The sequence below is a fragment of the Williamsia sp. z71 genome, assembly GCF_059553375.1.
Genome location: NZ_JCANWX010000009.1, coordinates 42,659 through 60,845, shown reverse-complemented (window position 1 = coordinate 60,845; position 18,187 = coordinate 42,659). Strand labels below are relative to the sequence as shown.

At 65.8% G+C, this 18,187-nt stretch carries 14 protein-coding genes; 2 read left to right on the top strand and 12 right to left on the bottom strand.

Features of this window, described 5'->3' with window-relative positions:
- Positions 1-8: 8 nt before the first annotated feature.
- Positions 9-665, top strand: coding sequence for a DUF1707 SHOCT-like domain-containing protein (locus AC51GR_RS20940; protein ID WP_496326587.1), 657 nt, complete (start codon positions 9-11; stop codon positions 663-665).
- A gap of 15 nt (positions 666-680) precedes the next feature.
- Here AC51GR_RS20940 and AC51GR_RS20935 read toward each other — a convergent pair whose 3' ends face one another.
- A complete protein-coding gene (locus tag AC51GR_RS20935) occupies positions 681-2,684 on the bottom strand; it encodes a vWA domain-containing protein (RefSeq protein ID WP_496326586.1) in 2,004 nt (667 codons plus the stop codon).
- A 16-nt stretch (positions 2,685-2,700) separates the two neighbouring features.
- Positions 2,701-4,116, bottom strand: a complete 1,416-nt coding sequence (locus AC51GR_RS20930) for a sigma 54-interacting transcriptional regulator (protein ID WP_496326585.1) — start codon at positions 4,114-4,116, stop codon at positions 2,701-2,703.
- Positions 4,117-4,272: 156 nt separating this feature from the next.
- Between AC51GR_RS20930 and AC51GR_RS20925 the strand changes: the two genes are divergently transcribed.
- On the top strand, positions 4,273-5,526 hold the full coding sequence (locus tag AC51GR_RS20925) for a CaiB/BaiF CoA transferase family protein (protein ID WP_496326584.1): 1,254 nt from the start codon (positions 4,273-4,275) through the stop codon (positions 5,524-5,526).
- 120 nt (positions 5,527-5,646) lie between these two features.
- Here AC51GR_RS20925 and AC51GR_RS20920 read toward each other — a convergent pair whose 3' ends face one another.
- From AC51GR_RS20920 to AC51GR_RS20875, 10 genes are all read right to left on the bottom strand, one after another.
- The gene (locus AC51GR_RS20920; RefSeq protein ID WP_496326583.1) at positions 5,647-6,393 is read right to left on the bottom strand and encodes a sulfite exporter TauE/SafE family protein; all 747 of its coding nucleotides are present in this window, start codon (positions 6,391-6,393) and stop codon (positions 5,647-5,649) included.
- 91 nt (positions 6,394-6,484) lie between these two features.
- Positions 6,485-8,050, bottom strand: a complete 1,566-nt coding sequence (purH, locus tag AC51GR_RS20915) for a bifunctional phosphoribosylaminoimidazolecarboxamide formyltransferase/IMP cyclohydrolase (protein WP_496326582.1) — start codon at positions 8,048-8,050, stop codon at positions 6,485-6,487.
- Positions 8,047-8,655, bottom strand: coding sequence for a phosphoribosylglycinamide formyltransferase (gene purN, locus AC51GR_RS20910; RefSeq protein WP_496326581.1), 609 nt, complete (start codon positions 8,653-8,655; stop codon positions 8,047-8,049). Before purN ends, purH begins: the two co-directional genes overlap by 4 nt.
- Before the next feature lie 123 nt (positions 8,656-8,778).
- Positions 8,779-10,278 (bottom strand): cell division protein PerM, encoded by a 1,500-nt coding sequence (locus tag AC51GR_RS20905; RefSeq protein WP_496326580.1) that lies wholly within the window; start codon positions 10,276-10,278, stop codon positions 8,779-8,781.
- Between the two features lie 185 nt (positions 10,279-10,463).
- On the bottom strand, positions 10,464-11,651 hold the full coding sequence (locus AC51GR_RS20900; RefSeq protein ID WP_496326579.1) for a DUF5336 domain-containing protein: 1,188 nt from the start codon (positions 11,649-11,651) through the stop codon (positions 10,464-10,466).
- Between the two features lie 311 nt (positions 11,652-11,962).
- On the bottom strand, positions 11,963-13,615 hold the full coding sequence (locus tag AC51GR_RS20895; RefSeq protein ID WP_496326578.1) for an AMP-binding protein: 1,653 nt from the start codon (positions 13,613-13,615) through the stop codon (positions 11,963-11,965).
- A 27-nt stretch (positions 13,616-13,642) separates the two neighbouring features.
- Entirely contained in the window at positions 13,643-14,479 is an 837-nt protein-coding gene (locus tag AC51GR_RS20890; protein ID WP_496326577.1) for an HpcH/HpaI aldolase/citrate lyase family protein, read from the bottom strand.
- A gap of 31 nt (positions 14,480-14,510) precedes the next feature.
- Positions 14,511-15,005 carry a MaoC family dehydratase gene (locus AC51GR_RS20885; protein ID WP_496326576.1) on the bottom strand — a complete coding sequence of 165 codons (495 nt, stop codon included), beginning with the start codon at positions 15,003-15,005 and terminating at the stop codon, positions 14,511-14,513.
- Entirely contained in the window at positions 15,002-16,174 is a 1,173-nt protein-coding gene (locus tag AC51GR_RS20880; protein ID WP_496326575.1) for an acyl-CoA dehydrogenase family protein, read from the bottom strand. The genes AC51GR_RS20885 and AC51GR_RS20880 overlap by 4 nt, the downstream gene beginning before the upstream one ends.
- A complete protein-coding gene (locus AC51GR_RS20875) occupies positions 16,171-18,186 on the bottom strand; it encodes an acetyl/propionyl/methylcrotonyl-CoA carboxylase subunit alpha (protein WP_496326574.1) in 2,016 nt (671 codons plus the stop codon). The genes AC51GR_RS20880 and AC51GR_RS20875 overlap by 4 nt, the downstream gene beginning before the upstream one ends.
- Between the last annotated feature and the right edge of the window lies 1 nt (position 18,187).

Here is an 18,187-nt window from a genome sequence, read left to right as displayed (position 1 = left end):
GTGAGCGGGTGAGCGATCTGACACCCACCGGAGATTCCGAACCCGCCGCCAGTCTGAGCAACGTCCGAGCCGGCGACGCCGACCGGCGTCTGGCTCTCGACATCCTTTCCTTGGCGATGACCAAGGGACACCTGAGCCCGGTGGAGTACGAGGAGCGCGCCGACAGGGCGATCGCGGCCAAGACCTTCGGCGAACTCGACGCCCTCACCGACGATCTGCCCACCAATCAACTACGGCCGCCGACGGCCCAGGCCACCCGGCCCACCTACGCCGCCGATGTCGAACCGACCACCCATCGGATCGCCGTGATGAGCGGTTCCGAACTCAAGGGCCGCCGGGCCGCGGTCGGCGAGACGCTCACCGCGTTCGCCCTCATGGGTGGAGTGGAGATCGACCTGCGTGAGGTGACCTTCACGTCTCCGACGCTGACGATCCGGGCCAACGCGATCATGGGCGGCATCGAGATCGTGGTCCCCCAGGACGCCAACGTCCGGATCAACGGCATCGGGATCATGGGCGGCTTCGACGGCGAGGCCGACGCCGAAGGTTCCGGCACCCCGGGCGCACCGACCATCACCGTCGCCGGCCTGGCGCTGATGGGCGGCGTCAGTGTGGTTCGCCGGCCACTGGAACATCACACCCAACCGTCGCTGAAGAAGCGCTGACGGTTATCGGCCCGGTCAACGGGTGTTGCGACGTCGCTTTCCGCCGAGGTAGTCGCCCACCACGGCTGCACCGAGACCGTCGAGATCGGGCGCCACGACCCGGCCCGACACCCTGCGCGCCATCTGATCCACGAAGTGCACCAGACCGGGGTCGTCGCCGAGCCGGAAAAAGCTGACCTGGGCGCCCATTCGCCCGACATTGTCGAGTTCACGGACGGTGGCCCCGAGCGTCGCCGGATGCGGCGGGTAGTAGAAGAACGGTTCGCCCCCGGGCAGCAGATGTGCGGTCGGCTCCCCGTCGGTGACGATCAGGACCACCGGCTGGGCATTGGGGTGGCGACGAAAGTGCCGCTGCGCGAGCAGAAGCGCGTGGTGCAGGTTCGTACCCTGTTGACGCATACCGTCCAGGCCGATGAGTTCGCTCATCTCGAGCGTCCGGGCGTAGTGACCGAACGAGATCAGCTGCAGTTCGTCGCTGCGGAACCGGGTGGAGATCAGATGATTCAGCGCCATCGCCGTGCGCTTCATCGGCGTCCAGCGATTCTCCAGCCACATCGAGAACGATGTGTCGACCAGCAGCGCGACCGCGGCCTGGCTGCGTGCCTCGGTTTCGGCGACCTCGACATCGCGGACGTCGATCCGCACACCATCGCGGATCATCGCGTTGCCGGCGTGTCGTTTGTCGCGGTCCTCGGTCATGGTGCGCAGCACCGCATTCGACACCGTACGGGTGACATCCCATGGTTCGGTGTCGCCGAACTCCCATTCCCGTGACGATCCGGTCGGCTCGCCGGCCAGTCCGGCGCGGCGGGTCTGCCGGTCGCCGTGACGTCCCGAGAGTTGCTCGGCCACATCCCGGAAGATGGACTGCCCCAGTTGCCGCATCGCCTTGGGTGAGAGCTTCAGCTGACCGTCGCTGCCGCGTTCGAGGAGGCCTTCCTCCTTGAGTGCCTTCTCGAGTTCGGCAAGTGTCCGGGCATCGACAGCCGCGTCTTCGCCGAGCTGGCGGGCCAGTGCATCGAGGTCGACGTCGTCGAGTTGTGCACCCGAATACTGCTGGGAGAGTTGATCCGACAACGACTCGAGTTCGGCAAGATCCTGCAGGGCCCCGGCACCTTCGCCCATGCCCATCCCCTGCTGGCCTTCGAAGCTCTGGCCCTCGTCCCAGCCCATCCCCGGACGCGCCTGCCGCAGCTGCGAATCCATCTGCGAGAGCTGTCCCATCAGGTCCGGTGAACCGAAAGCCTGCTGCGCCAGCTGATCGAGCTCGGCCCGCTGCTCCGGCGACAACGAGTTGTAGAACTGCTGGGCAGCGGCACTGCGGGCTGCCAGCGAATCGATCAGCTCTTCGGTGTTGGCGGGGTTCTCGGGAAAGAAATCGCCGTGCTCGTCCATGAACTCATCGAACTGCTCGGTGGTGTCCTCGCCACGGTTGTGCGCGGCGAGGAGTTCGTTGAGGTCCTTGAGCATGTCCGTGATGCGTTGCCGGTCTTCCTCGGTCGCCCCTTCGAGGGCTTCCTTCATCCCCGCGAAACGCTGATCGAGGAGCTCCCGGCCCAGCAGATCTTTGATCTTGTCGTACTTCTCCTTCGCCTGCGGACTGCGCCAGTTGTAGTCGGAGAGGTCCTGGACCGCCTGCGCGGTCGACGGCGGGAGGTTCTCGATCTGCATCTCGGCGAACCGCGCATCGTCATCGAGGTCGCGCGCGAGTTGCTTGCGCTCGTCGAGCACGGCCTCGTCGAGCAGCTTGCGGATCTCCTCGAATGTCCCGTTCAGATTGCGGGACTTGAGGATCTGCTCGCGACGCTTGTTCGCCATCTCCCGCAGTTCATCGAGTCCCCGCATGTTCTTGCTGCCGCGACGCAAGAACTCGCGCATCGCGGACTGCGGGGACCCGCCGGCCATCACGTCGTCGCCAATGGCATCGAGCGCTTCGCGCAGGTCCACCGGCGGCGCCAGCGGATCGGGGCCACCGGTGTACCGCAGATAGCGGGAGCGGTGAAAATTGTTGCGGGGCATGTGGGTTTCTCTCGGTTCAGCCGTACACGGTCTGGCCGGTGCCGTCGGCTTCTTTGCCGATCCGGCGGGCCAGGAACAGACCTTCGAGCGCCAACTCGAGGGCACTGGCACGTTCTCCGTCGTCGATGACATCGAGTCGCTCGGCGATCTTGTTCACCACCGGTTCGGTGCCCTCGGGCATCGACGTCAGCAGGTCGTTGGCGGAGACCCGGTCACCGGTCACCACCGGTTCGCTGGCCTCGAGCGCGGTGACCAGCGTCGCCAGATCGACACCGCCGAGATGCTCGCGCACCGTGTCGGCCGTCGACTTGCGCAGCAGGTGCTCGAGGATCTCGATCTCGCGGCCTTCTTCACCCGACTCGAACTCGACCTTGCCTCGGAGCACCTCGATCACCGACGAGAGGTCGACGACGCGTGCCACCGCAAGGTCCTCCCCGAGGACTGCGGCCCGGTGCAGTGCCGCGGCGGCAACGGTTTCAGCGCCCGCGATGGCAAAACGGGCCGAGACACCGGACCGCTGATCGATCGCCGGGTTGTCCCGGACATACCGGGTGAACCGCGCGATGATCTCGATCAGGAACGTCGGCACGGTCGCCGTGAGGTCGGCCTCCTGCTCGATGACCGCGATCTCGTCTTCGAGTTCAATCGGGTAATGGGTGCGGATCTCGGCACCGAACCGGTCTTTCAAGGGCGAGATGATCCGGCCGCGATTGGTGTAGTCCTCCGGGTTGGCGCTGGCCATCAGGACCACGTCGAGCGGCAGCCGGAGGCTGTAACCGCGGACCTGGATGTCGCGCTCCTCCATCACGTTGAGCATGGCGACCTGGATGCGTTCGGCCAGGTCGGGCAACTCGTTGATCGCGATGATGCCGCGGTGCGCCCGCGGGATGAGCCCGAAGTGGATGGTCTCCGGATCGCCCAGGCTCCGTCCCTCGGCGACCTTCATCGGGTCTACGTCGCCGACCAGGTCGCCCACCGAGGTGTCGGGGGTGGCGAGCTTCTCGGAGTAACGCTCGCTGCGATGACGCCACCCGATCGGCAGATCGTCCAGCAGGTTCGCGGCCTTGCGGATCGAGGCCGGGGTGATCGGTTCGTACGGGTGCTCGTCGAGTTCCGAACCCTCGATGACCGGGGTCCACTCGTCGAGGAGACCGACGATGGTTCGCAGCAGACGGGTCTTGCCCTGCCCGCGTTCACCCAGCATCACCACGTCGTGTCCGGCGAGCAGTGCGCGCTCGAGATGCGGGATCACCGTGGTCTCGAAACCCAGGATTCCGGGCCAGGGGTCGACGCCGGACCGCAGTGCGTTCAGCAGATTGTTACGGATCTCGTCCTTCACGCTTCGCTGCACATGACCCGAGGCACGAAGTTCGCCGAGGGTCCGTGGAGAAGGGTGTGCCGAGCGGGTTGTCGTCGTGTGGGGTGTGCTCACCTCTTCTACGCTACGAGGCTGCGCCCGGAAGCGCACTTGTTACGCCCGCAGAGGAACTCGCGAGCGGCTGTTGCGCCCGTCCCGGGTTGCCTCCGCGACACGCCGACGACAGAGCCCGGCTGCCCCTGGTGGCTCGCGGTTCGACAAACTGAGGAGATGACAAGCACCACACCGTCTCCAGCAGCGGCATCGGGACCCGGCCCAACAGCCCCCACCGGAGCACTCGACGGGATCAGGGTCCTCGAGTTGGGTTCGCTGATCGCCGGACCTTTCGGTGCCCGTCTGCTGGGCGACCTCGGCGCCGACGTGATCAAGATCGAGGCCCCGACGTCGCCGGACCCATTGCGCGGTTGGGGCCAGGCCGAACGCGACGGACACCACTTCCTGTGGACCGTCTACGCCCGCAACAAGCGTGCGATCACGCTGAACCTTCGCAGTGAACGTGGCCGCGAGATCTTCCTGGAGCTCGTCGAGCAGGCCGACATGATCGTCGAGAACTTTCGTCCCGGCACCCTCGAAAAACTGGACATCGGCTACGACGTACTCCGTGAACGCAATCGGGGGATCATCCTCGTGCGCGTCTCGGGTTACGGACAGACCGGGCCTGATGCCGGTCGCGCGGGGTACGCCTCGGTCGCCGAGGCCGAGAGCGGACTGCGCCACCTCAACGGCTACCCCGACCAGCCGCCGCCCCGCATCGCACTGTCCCTCGGGGACACGCTTGCCGGGATGTTCGCCGTGCACGGCGCGCTGGCAGCGCTCTACCGCCGCACCGTCACCGGCGAAGGTCAGATCGTGGACGTGGCACTGAACGAGGCCTGTCTGGCGGTTCAGGAATCGACCATCCCCGATTACGACCAGGGCGGTGTGGTCCGCGGACCGTCCGGCACCCGGCTCGCGGGCATCGCACCGTCGAACATCTACCCCACCGGCGACGGCGGCATGGTGGTCATCGGGGCCAACCAGGACACCGTCTTCCGGCGCCTCTGCATCGCGATGGGCCAACCCGAACTGGCGACCGATCCCCGATTCGCCGATCACGGGGCCCGCGGCGAGAACCAGGACGCGATCGACGAGATCGTCGCCCAGTGGACCGCCGAACAGCCCAAGGACCACCTCATCGAAGTGCTCAAGGCGGCCGGAGTGGTCGTCGGGCCGATCAACACCGTCGCCGAGGTCGTCAACGATCCCCAACTGCTGGCCCGCGACATGATCACCCCGCACTTCGACGAACGCATCGGCGAAGACGTCCTCGGGCCGGGCATCGTCCCGAAACTGACCGGCACGCCGGGCCGGATCCGCAATGCAGGTCCGTCGGTCCCGGGCCGTCACAACACCGAGGTGCTCAGTGAACTCCTGCACCTCGACGACGACGCCATCGCGGCATTGAAGGCCGACGGCGTCCTCTGACCCCGCCCCACCGACTCCTCGCAAAACGAGCCGGTAATACGAAGACGAGCCACATATTTGTGGCTCGTCTTTGTATTAACGGCTCGTTTGGGGACTGCCGGCTCCTGTGGGGATGTCTGCTCAGCGGAAGGCCAGCCAGATCGCCAGCCCGAAACCGGCTGATGCGATGGCTATTCGCAGCGGTGTGGCCGGAATCCTGGACGCCACCGGTGGTCCGACCCAGCCGCCGGCCAGGCAACCGAGGCCCATCGCGGCGGCCGCACCCCAGTCGATGGATCCGAAGATCACGAACACCAGGGCGGCAACGGCATTCGAGGCGGCCAGCAGCACCGACTTGAACAGTGTTGCCTGCCAGATCGTCTGCGTCGTCGCGATCAATGAGACGGCCAGGAAGATGATCCCGGCACCGGCACCGAAATAGCCACCGTAGATCGCGATGACGAACACCGCGATGGGCAGGATCCCGGGGATGTCGCGATGTCCGGACATCCGGCGAATCATCGGCTGGCACAACACCGCAAGGGCCGCGACCGCCACCAGGTATGGGACCACGGCCTCGAACGTGCTCGCCGACGTCAGCAAGAGGACCACCGCACCGACCAGACCGCCGGCACCGGCGCAGCCGAGCAACGCCAGCAGGCGACGGTCGAACGTGATCGATGCCCGCGCGGACGTCGCACTGCCGATACCCACCGGGATCAGCGCGACCGTATTGGTGACGTTGGCGGTGATCGGCGGCAGGCCCGCCAGCAACAGGGCCGGATAACTGACGATCGAGGCGAGCCCGGTCACGTAACCCACCACACCGGCAAGAAAGCCGGCGGCAATCAAGAACGCCAGTTCTGCCACCGGCGCAACGTACCGCATCGCTCATGCACCCCCGCAAACGAGCCGGAAATACGAAGACGAGCCACAAATATGTGGCTCGTCTTCGTAAAGGTGGCTCGTTTGCGCGGGGTCAGTGGGCGAAGTGCCGGGCCCCGGTCAGATAGAGGGTGATGCCTGCCTCGTTGGCGGCCGCGATCACCTCGTTGTCACGAATCGAACCACCGGGCTGCACAACAGCTTTCACGCCACCGTCGATGAGCACCTGCAGTCCGTCCGGGAACGGGAAGAACGCATCGGACGCACCGACGCTGCCGCGAGCCCGATCACCGGCACGCGTCACCGCCAGATGTGCGGAGTCGACGCGGTTGACCTGACCCATACCGACACCGACCGACGCCCGATCCGACGCGAGCAGAATTGCGTTGGACTTCACCGAGCGGCAGGCCCGCCAGGCGAACTCGAGGTCGGCCAGGGTTGCCGCGTCGGCGGCTTCGCCGGCGGCCAACTGCCAGTTCTCCGGCGAGTCACCGTCGGCGTCGAGGATGTCGCGGTGCTGGACGAGCACCCCGCCGCTCACCGGCTTCAATTCGACGGCGTCGCGGCGCGGGGGCTGCGCGAGCAGCACCCGGACGTTCTTCTTGCGGGTCAGGACCGAGAGCGCGCCATCTTCGAATGCCGGGGCGACGACGACCTCGGTGAAGATCTCGGCGATCTGCTCGGCCATCTCCAGACTCACCGGACGGTTGGCCGCGATCACGCCACCGTAGGCACTGACCGGATCACACGCGTGCGCCTTGCGATGTGCCTCGGCGATGTTCTCCGACGTCGCGATGCCACAGGGGTTGGCGTGCTTGATGATCGCGACCGCGGGATCGGTGAAGTCGTAGGCGGCCCGCCAGGCGGCGTCGGCGTCGGTGTAGTTGTTGTAGCTCATCTCTTTGCCGTGCAGCTGCTCGGCCTGGGCCAGACCCGGGGCCTCGGTGCTGCTGACGTAGAGCGCGGCCGGCTGGTGCGGGTTCTCGCCGTAGCGCAGGACCGACGAGAGCTCCCAGCTCTTGCCCGCCCAGACGGGGAACTCGCTGTCGGGCTCGGGCGCGACGACGCGACCCATCCACTCGGCGACCGCGATGTCGTAGTCGGCGGTGTGACGGAACGCCTTGGCGGCCAGCGACTTACGCTCGGAGAGGGTGAAGCCTCCGGCTTCGACTGCGGCCAGGACATCCGAATAGTCGGTGGGGTCGACGACGACGCCGACGGATGGATGGTTCTTGGCGGCACCGCGCACCATCGACGGTCCACCGATGTCGATCTGCTCGACGCACTCATCGGGAGTCGCACCCGAGGCCACCGTCTCGGTGAACGGGTAGAGGTTCACGATGACCAACTCGAACGCGGCGATACCGAGTTCGGCGAGCTTCTCGTTGTGGGCGTCCTTGCGGGTGTCGGCCAGGATGCCGGCGTGCACCATCGGATGCAGGGTCTTGACCCGGCCTTCGAGGCACTCGGGAAAACCGGTCAGTTCGGAGACCTCGATGACCGGGACACCGGCCTCGGCGATCTTCTTGGCCGTCGAACCGGTCGATACGATCTCGACGCCGCCGGCGTGCAACCCCTTGGCGAGTTCGGTCAGCCCGGACTTGTCGTACACGCTGACCAATGCCCGACGGAAGGGCTTGCGCTGCAGGTCATTACTCACGGAATGTGGGCCTTTCGTCCTTCGATGACAACACCTTTGGTGGCGATCGAACGCACCACCGCGACAAGCAGCACCCGTTCGACCATCTTGATTCGTTCATGCAACGTGATCTCGTCGTCGCTGGTCTGCACGGCGACCGGGGCCTGCGCGAGGATCGGCCCGGTGTCCACACCGCTGTCGACCAGATGAATGGTCGAGCCGGTCACTTTCACACCGTGGGCCAGTGCATCGGCCACCGCGTGTGCGCCGGGGAACGACGGCAGCAACGCGGGGTGCGCATTGATGATGCGGCCACCGAAACGGGCGATGAACTCCGGACCCAGGATCTTCATGAATCCCGCCGCCACCACCAGGTCTGGTTTGAACGCGGCAACGGTGTCGGCGAGCTTGCGATCCCACTCGGAACGGTCACTCATCATCGGGACGATCGCGGTGTCCACGCCGCGTCGACGCGCCGCCTGCTCAGCTGCGCAGTCCCGGTCGGTCACCATCGCGACCACGGTGCCCGGATAGTCGTCGTCCTCGGCAGCGTCGAGCAATGCCGAGGCCAGCGAACCCGCGCCCGACGCGAGGATGACAACGGACACCGGGGTGACTGACGGCATGGCGTCCAGTGTGGAACTCCTCGAACTCTGGGTTTGAACGGAAAATCGACGGACGACGCGGGCCTCTCATCGAGTGACCCGCAGATGCCTCGTCTCGCGCTGTCGAGCCTAATCGCTGCCGTTTCAGCGAGGCCGTCGGGTACCGAACTCGTCGGTCGAGACCAGTTCCTCGCCGCCGACCGCGTCGATCATCTCGGAGTCGGCGTCGTCCCAATCGGTCTCGGTGACCCAATCGTCGACATCCCAGCCGTCGATCGCCGGAGCGACCTCGTCCAGGGCATCGGCGTCCCGATCGAGGATCGGGATCGCGGCCGGTTCGTGATACTCGATTTCGAGCTCCGCCGGGGCCGCCTCCGCGACCTCGTCGGAGTCGTCGTACTCGTCGAAGTCCTCGGGGGCGTAATCGTCGTAGATGAGGTTCATGGCCCGCGCGCGAGTTCGTCGGGTCGACGGCAGGGCGCTGTGGATCAGTGCCATCACCGAGCCGACGACGGCGATCCAGCCGAATGCGAACACGCCCACCACCGGCAGGTTCACGGCGACCTCGCCGAGCACACCGAGTCGTCCACCGGACACCGCGGCGGCGGCCACGATCGCCAGCGACGTCAGACCTGCGGCCACCACGACCGTGCGGATGTTGCGCAGCAGTGACATATCCACACACAGACGCGCGATCACCAGGGACACCGCGGCGACGCCGCCCAGCAGGATCAGACCCCACGGGCCGCCACCGCCGTCGGGAAGCACCGCCAGGATCGGCAGCGGCGGCACCTGTCCGCCGACCGAACCGAAGAGGTCCGCGGTCGCGCCGCCGACCTGTACGGGGGCACCGACCAATACGGCCGCCGCGCCGATCACCACGTTGGGCAGATAGAGCAGTGAGAGCAAGAACAGTCCGAGCGTGCCGGCCACACCGTTGCCCGACGACAGCAACTCACCGGCAACCGACCAGTTGATGATGAGCCGGAACGCGACGACCAGCGCGCCGAGCGTGAACAGCCCGGTCACCGCGATCAGGCCGCAGCGCAGTCCTTTGAGAACCCAATCGGCCACGCCGGTCCGCACCACGATCGTCGGCCACCACTTGTAGGCGACACCACCGGCGGCGCCCAGCGCCTGGACCGCGAACGTGCAGACGAAGGCCAACAGCGCATTCGGGCTCTGCAAGGTCATCACCGTCGACGCGTCCATCACCACGGCCAGCGACAGCACGGTGGCGAGCAGGGGCCCGCCCACGGCGGCCAGGACCACCGCGGCGACCTCCGAATGTGGACGGTCGATGTCGGTGGCCCGGGCCGTGGAGCGTCCCACCGCGAACATCATCAACAGGGTGGGAGCCAGGGGCATCACTCCGACGGTCACATCGCCCACGGTCATGGGCACCTGATGAATGGCGAACCACATCGAGGCCACCGTCGCGGGCAGGCTCCCGAGACCGTCCCCCACGGTCAGCAGGGTGACCATCGCAACCAGGATCAGTAGTCCGAGCGTGGCCGCTGTGGTCCCGAAGGCGAGCTGGACCAGCGCCCGGGTCGAATCCGCGGCACCGACCTCGGCGGCACGGCGTGAGCGGCGTATCTCGCGCAGACGCGCGGCGAGGTTTTCCGCTGTAGAACTGACCACTGGCCCAGGGTGTCATTTGTAGCGCACACCGATGGGCAGGCGCGCCGACGAATGCAATTTTACGAATTGATGAATTGCCACACCATTGTTCAAAAAACACCGGACAGTTGCGACGTCTGCCGCCGCAACTGTCCGGTGTGTAGTTCGGTACGGGAATTGTTCCCGTACCGGCATTCAGCTGATTTCTAGCGTTCCGGCGACTTGAACTGTGTCGTCTGATCGCCGGTCTGGCTCGGGCGGTCCTCGGCGCTCGAGGCGCCCGGCGCCTGGTACGAGGTCGCGCCCGGATGTGCACCCGGTGCCGGAGCACTCGGCTGCTGCGCCGACGGAGGTGTGCTCGGCTGCGGTGCGGTCGACGGGTTGGCGGACGGAACCGCCGTCGTTGCATCGGAACTGCCGGGCTTGCTCGTGCCCGCCGATTCCGAGCCGGTGGCGCTCTGGCCGTAACCGGCCTGCGCGTACGGGTTGCTCTGCGCGGCCTGGTGGCTACCGGAGCTCGACGCGCTCTGGCCCGATGACGCCTGACCGTAGCCCGTTCCGTAGCCGGACGACTGTCCGTACGCGCTGCTCTGTCCGTAGCTCGGTGTCGACTCGGTCGAGGCCTGCCGCGAGCCGGACGAGGTGGACGCGGTGGACGCTGCCGAGTCGGCGGACGCGGTCTTGATGATGCCGGCCTCGACGAGCATCCATGCCACCGCGACGGCAGCCTGAATGATGCCGAAGACGATCACCAGGATGAATCCGAGACCGGCGTCGCCTTCACCCTTGGTGAAGAACTGGAACAGGATCAGCAGGCCACCGATCACCGACATCGCGGCGACCACACCGCTGAACTTCGTTTCCTGCCGGAGCAGCAGCGTCGACAGTGCGATCAGGCCGGCCGCACCGAGGATCGTCAGCGCGGTGGCCTCCCACTGGAACATGTGGTTGTTCTCGAGGCCCTCCATGTCGATCACCGGAGCGAAGCCGAGGAAGAAGTTGATCAGGCCGAGCGCGCCGAGTGCGTAGACCAGGTAGTTCCTGATCGCGGCGGGCAGGCCCTGCCGGGCCGCGGGCTGTGAATAACCCTGCTGGCCGTAGCCGTAGCCCTGCTGGCCGTAACCCTGTTGCCCGGCGGGCTGCTGTCCGTAACCCTGCGGCGGCTGCTGGCCGTAACCCTGCTGACCGCCCGACTGCTGTCCATAACCCTGCGGCGGCTGCTGGCCGTAACCCTGCTGACCGCCCGACTGCTGTCCGTATCCCTGGGCCGGCTGCTGGCCGTAACCCTGACCGTATTGCTGCGCTCCGGCTTCGGGTTGTCCCGCGCCGGGGTACTGGGAGCCTTGGTACGGCTGCTGCGAGCCGTAGCCGGACCCCCCGGGTTGATAGCTCATTTTCCACTCCTGCGTTTGAGGACTTGGTGTCGCGACCCACGCTAGTACATGCGTCTGGGCCGACGGCGGCCGATTTGGTCGGGTTGTCCTGCTTACAACCTACGGTCAGCGCCTGAACAGGCCGAACTCGCTGATCGTGGCCACCGATGAACTTCCGAGGCCGACGTATTTGCCGCTTTCATCAGCATATTTGATACCGACAATCATTGGCGGGACTCGCCGATTCCCACCGATAGGCTCGGCGACGAGGGAATTACCGCAACGAATATTCCCGAACCACAAAGCCGATGCGAATACTTTCGGCGAACCCGTCAGATATCGAGAATCTCCCGCGCCTGCAGTCGCATCTGGACCTTGCGAACCTTGCCGGTCACGGTCATCGGGAACTCGTCGACCAGGTGCACGTATTTCGGGATCTTGTGTCGGGCGATCTTGCCGTCCGCAAACGCTTTGAGATCGTCCACCGTGAAAGCCTCTGCACCGTCGCGCAATTGGATCCACGCCATCAGTTCCTCGCCGTATTTCTCATCCGGTACGCCGATGACCTGGGCATCGAGGATGTCCGGGTGTGTGTAGAGGAACTCTTCGATCTCCCGCGGGTAGATGTTCTCTCCCCCGCGGATCACCATGTCCTTGATCCGGCCGGTGATCTGGACGTAACCGTGTTCGTCCATGACCGCCAGATCGCCGGTGTGCATCCAGCCGTCGGCGTCGAGTACCTCGGCGGTCTTGTCCGGCTGATTCCAGTACCCGATCATGACGCTGTAACCGCGGGTACAGAACTCACCGGTCTCACCGCGCGGGACGATGTCACCGGTCGCCGGGTCGACGATCTTGATCTCCAGATGTGGTCCGACGCGCCCCACCGTGCCGACCCGGCGCTCGAAGGTGTCGTCGGTGCGGGTCTGCGTCGAGACGGGCGCGGTCTCGGTCATGCCGTAACAGATCGACACCTCCGCCATGTGCATCCGGTCGATGACCTGCCGCATGACCTCCGCCGGACACGGAGACCCGGCCATGATGCCGGTTCGCAGTGAACTGAGGTCATAGCTCTCGAAATCGGCCAGCGCCAATTCGGCGATGAACATCGTCGGCACACCGTACAGACTCGTACATTTCTCCGCCGCAACGGCTTTCAGCGACAACGCGGGGTCGAAACCGGGAGCCGGGATGACGATGGTTGCACCATGGGTCGTGGCCGCGAGGTTGCCCATCACCATGCCGAAGCAGTGGTAGAACGGCACCGGGATGCAGATCCGGTCCGCATCGCTGTAACCGCACAACTCACCGACCAGATAGCCGTTGTTGAGGATGTTGCGGTGGGAAAGCGTGGCACCCTTCGGGTTTCCGGTGGTTCCCGAGGTGTACTGGATGTTGATCGCGTCGTCCTGACCCAGCGACCCGGCGATGTCGTCCAGGGCGGTGAGCTCGGATTCGGTTGGTGTGGAACACAATTCGTCCCATGCCGGACTGTCGAGCAACACCACCGATCGCAAGGCATCGCAGGTTTCCAGGGCGGTGTCCAGCATGCCCGCGTAGTCGGCGCCGCGGAATTCACGGGCGGCGATGACCGTGCGCGCACCGGATTGGGTCAGCGCGAACTCGATCTCGGTCTGCCGGTAGGCGGGATTGAGGTTCACCAGGATGACGCCGAGTTCGGCTGCGGCGTATTGGGTCAGCACCCACTCGGCGCAGTTCGGAGCCCACAAACCGAGACGATCACCGGGCCCCAGACCACTGCGCGACAGACCGGCGGCAAGGGCACGAACCTGCTGCCGCAACTGCGCATACGTCCACCGACGACCGGTCGGCACGTCGATCAGGGCGTCGCGGTCGGCGAATCGCTCCGCGGTATCACGAAGCGATTCGCCGATGGTCAGGTTCAGCAGCGGTGGTTCTTCTTCACCTTTGGCGTATGACAGCGGCGCACTTTCGGCGCCCCTTGCCGACGAGCGGTCAGACATCGTTGTCTCCTCACTGGTCACACCCGGTCAATCCGTGGCTGGATCAACCCTTCTCATGATGGCCTCGGCCTGTCCGAGAAGTGGCGAATCGATCATCTGGCCACCGACCCGGAAGACACCGCCGGGATTGTCGGCTGCGGCCGCGAGGACTTCGCGCGCCCACTTGACCTCGTCATCGGTGGGACGATAGGCCGCCCGCACGATCTCGACCTGGGACGGATGGATACAGGCGGTGGCCTCGTAACCCTGATTCACCGCGTCGAGGGCCTCGAGTCGCAAACCCTCGGTGTCGGCGATCTCGATATGGACCGCGTCGACGGCGAAACGCCCGTGACTGGCACAGGCCAGCCGAACCATGCCGCGAACCTGACGGGCCACATCGCGGTACCGGCCGGTGTTCGCTTCACCGGCGGTGAACCGGCTCGACCGCCCACCCATCGCGGCGATCAGATCTTCGGCACCCCACATCAATCCGATGCAGTTGGGTGCCGCGGCGATCTGATCGGCCTGGATCGCCCCCAGCGGGGTCTCCACCAGCGCCACCACCTGGTAACCGATCTGCAGCAACTGGTCCGCGCTCTCGGCCTTCGCCAGCATCACCACGCGGTAGTCGGTCTGCGCCAGCGCCTTGAGATCCTTGAGATGATCGCCCGTGCCCGCCGGATTGATCCGGACCATGGTGAGGTTCGGGTCGATCGGGTTGTTGATCAGCGCCTCGCGCGCATCGTCGCGGGCTTCGGGACGGACCGCGTCCTCGAGATCGATGATCACCGCGTCGGCACGTTCGGCAGCCTTGGCGTATCGCTCCGGCCGATCGGCCGGGACGAACAAAATCGCCGGCCCCGGTGGACTCCAGTTCGTCACCGATTTCCCTCCTGTGCGTCTATCTCAATGGTCACGGGTTCTTCCGAACCAATGTCGATCGCTGTGCCACAGCAACTATGTCACCATGCTGATTCTTTCCTATATGACGCAGTGACACCACGCCTTCACCGGGCCTGGATTTGCTTTCCCTTTTGCCGGTGCACACGGTCTCGGCGTACAGCGTGTCGCCGCCGAAGAGCGGCTTCGGGAAGGCGATCTCCGAAAAACCGAGGTTGGCCACCAGGGTTCCCTGGGTCAGCTGACTCACGGACAGACCGACGATGGTCGAGAGCGTGAACATCGAATTGATCAGGCGCTGACCACCGAATCCCGGCTGCTCGGCGGCGAACGCCGCATCGAGATGCAGGGCTTGGGTGTTCATCGTCAATGTCGTGAACAGCACGTTGTCGGCCTCGGTGACCGTACGGCCCGGACGGTGTTCGTACACGGTGTCGATCTCGAACTCTTCGAAGTACAGACCGCGCTGTGTGACGTGCTTCGGTTCGGTTTCCGGTGTGGTGCTCATGCGAACCCCAGCTCACGTGCGATCAGCATCAACTGGACCTCGGTGGTGCCCTCACCGATCTCGAGGATCTTCGAGTCGCGGTAGTGGCGGGCCACCGGGTACTCGTTCATGAAGCCGTAGCCACCGTGGATCTGCGTTGCCATCCGGGCGTTGTCCATCGCCGCCTCACTGGACACGAGTTTGGCGATCGCGGCTTCTTTCTTGAAAGGCTTGCCCGCCAGCATCTTCGACGCTGCGTGGTAGTAGGCGGTGCGGGCGGTGTGGGCCCGCGCCTCCATCCGCGCAATCGAGAACGACACCGACTGGTAGTCGCCGATGGGCCGGCCGAAGGACTGCCGTTCCTTGGCGTACTTCACGCTCTCGTCCACGCATCCCTGAGCGACACCGGTCGCCAGTGCGGCGATGGCGATCCGGCCCTCGTCGAGGATCGACAGGAAGTTGGCGTATCCGCGGCCGCGTTCGCCGAGCAGGTTCTCTTCCGGGACCCGGGCGTCGTCGAAACTCAGCGGATGGGTGTCGGAGGCATTCCAGCCGACCTTGTTGTAGGCCGGTTCGGCGGTGAATCCCGGTGTGCCACTGGGCACGATGATGGTCGAGATCTCCTTGCGGGGACGGCCGTCGGCGCCGGGTGAACGCGTACCGGTCACAGCGGTGACCGTGACCAGCGAGGTGATGTCGGTGCCGGAGTTGGTGATGAACTGCTTGGAGCCGTTGATCACCCACTGACCGCCGTCCTGCTTGGCGGTGGTGGCCGTGGCCCCGGCGTCCGAGCCGGCACCGGGTTCGGTCAGACCGAATCCGGCCAGCCTCTTGCCGGCGGTCAGGTCGGGCAGCCAGGTCTGCTTCTGCTCTTCGTTGCCGAACCGGTAGATCGGCATCGCACCCAGGCCGACGCCTGCCTCGAGGGTGATGGCAACGGACTGATCGACCTTGCCGAGTTCTTCCAGGGCCAACGCGAGGGCGAAGTAGTCGCCGCCCATGCCGCCGTATTCCTCGGGGAACGGCAGACCGAACAGGCCCATCTCCCCCATCTGCCGGACCACGTCGTACGGAAAGCTGTGCTCGGCATCATGTTTGGCCGATACCGGCGCAACCACCTGCTGCGCGAAGTCGGCAACGGTTTTGCGGAGCTCGTCGTATTCGGTCGTCAAGTCGTCGGTGACGGTCATGCGGGTGTTCCTTCCGGGTTGTCTGCCACTGCGCGTTCGGCCACTATCGCAAGCGATTGGCCGGCGGCGACCTTGTCGCCGACCTTCACCGAGACAGTGAGATCACCGCCGCGTGGTGCAGTCAGGGTGTGTTCCATCTTCATCGCTTCGACCACCAGCACCGGGGCACCGGCCTCGACCGCTTCGCCGCCGGGATTGAGCACCGCCACAACGGTTCCCGGCATCGGGCTGGTGATCTCACTGAGCGCTTCGTCGGTGTCCGACGACTTCAGGATGTGCGCGGTGGCAACCTCCCAGATGCCGCCGGGACCACTGATCCAGTAACTCTGGTGGTTCTCGTGACCCAGTTCGGCGTCCGGATCCGATTCGGCGATGAGCCAGCGCGCACCGTCTCCGTCCACGGTCAGGCGCTCGCCGAACAGTGCCGCCGACGCGCTCCAGTCACCGACCTCCACGCGGGCATCGGTCTCGGGGCCGGTCACCGACACGGTGAGTTTCTCGTCGCCGACCTGCAGTCGGGTGCGCGTGGGTGCGGCGCCGCCGATCCGCCAGCCGACCTCGGAGGTCCACGGCGTGCCCGCGTGCCGCGCGCGGCGGGTCCGGTGCAGACCGACCAGTGCCAGCGCCTCGGAGGGGACGGCGGGCGGCGTGTAGTCGACGATGAGGCGATCGAGCAGTTCGGTGTCGAGGTCACCGTCGCGGACCCGCGGCTCATCGAGCACAGACCGACAGAAGTCGATGTTGGTGCGCACCCCGAGCACATGGGTGTCGGCCAGTGCGGCCCGCAGCCGTTCAATGGCATCCGCCCGGTCATCGCCGTGGACAATGACTTTGGCGAGCATCGGATCGTAGTCGCTGCCGACCACTCCACCGGTGACGATGCCGGAGTCGACCCGGATCCCGGGGCCGCTCGGCTCGTCGACCAAGAGCAGTTCACCACCGGTCGGCAGGAATCCGGCCGCCGGATCCTCGGCATAGACGCGGGCCTCGATGGCGTGACCGGTCATGGTCACGTCGTCCTGACCGAAGTCCAGTTTCTCACCGGCGGCCACCCGCAGTTGCCACTCGACCAGATCGATGCCGGTGACCAGTTCGGTGACCGGATGTTCGACCTGCAGGCGGGTGTTCATCTCCATGAAGAAGAACTCGTCGGGACGATGTGCCGAGACGATGAACTCCACTGTTCCGGCACCGGTGTACCCGACCGATCGAGCCGCATCGCAGGCGGACGCGCCGATCCGGGCGCGGGTGGTGGGGTCGAGCAGTGCCGACGGGGCCTCTTCGATGACCTTCTGATGCCGCCGCTGCAACGAACATTCACGTTCACCGAGATGCACGACGTTGCCATGGGTATCGGCGAGGACCTGAACCTCGATGTGGCGTGGGGTGTCGACGAACCGCTCCAGGAACAGGGTGTCGTCGCCGAACGCGGCTCCGGCCTCACGGCGGGCGGTGTTCAACGCCGCCGGAAGTGCGGCCGGATCCTCGACCCGATGCATCCCCTTGCCACCGCCGCCTGCGCTCGGCTTGATCAGCACGGGGAATCCGATATCGACTGCCGCAGCGATCAATTCGTCGTCCGTGAGTCCTGGTCGAGAGATGCCCGGGACCACCGGGACGTCGCGCTCGGATACCGCCGCACGCGCCGCGATCTTGTCACCCATGACCTCGATGGCCCGGGTCGGCGGGCCGAGAAACAGGATCGAGGCCTCCTGCAGGGCGCGGGCGAAAGCCGCGTTCTCCGAGAGGAATCCGTAACCGGGGTGCACCGCGTCGGCTCCGACCCGCTTGGCCGCGCCGATCACCTTGTCGATGTCCAGGTAGCTCGCGGTCGCCGCCGCCGGGCCGATGTGGACCGCCTCGTCGGCGAGCCGAACATGCAGCGAATCGGCGTCGGCATCGGAATACACTGCAACGCTGCAGATTCCGTGGGCCTTGAGGGTACGGATGACCCGGCAGGCTATCTCGCCGCGGTTGGCGATGAGAACTTTTTTGATTGTCTTGGTTGCCATG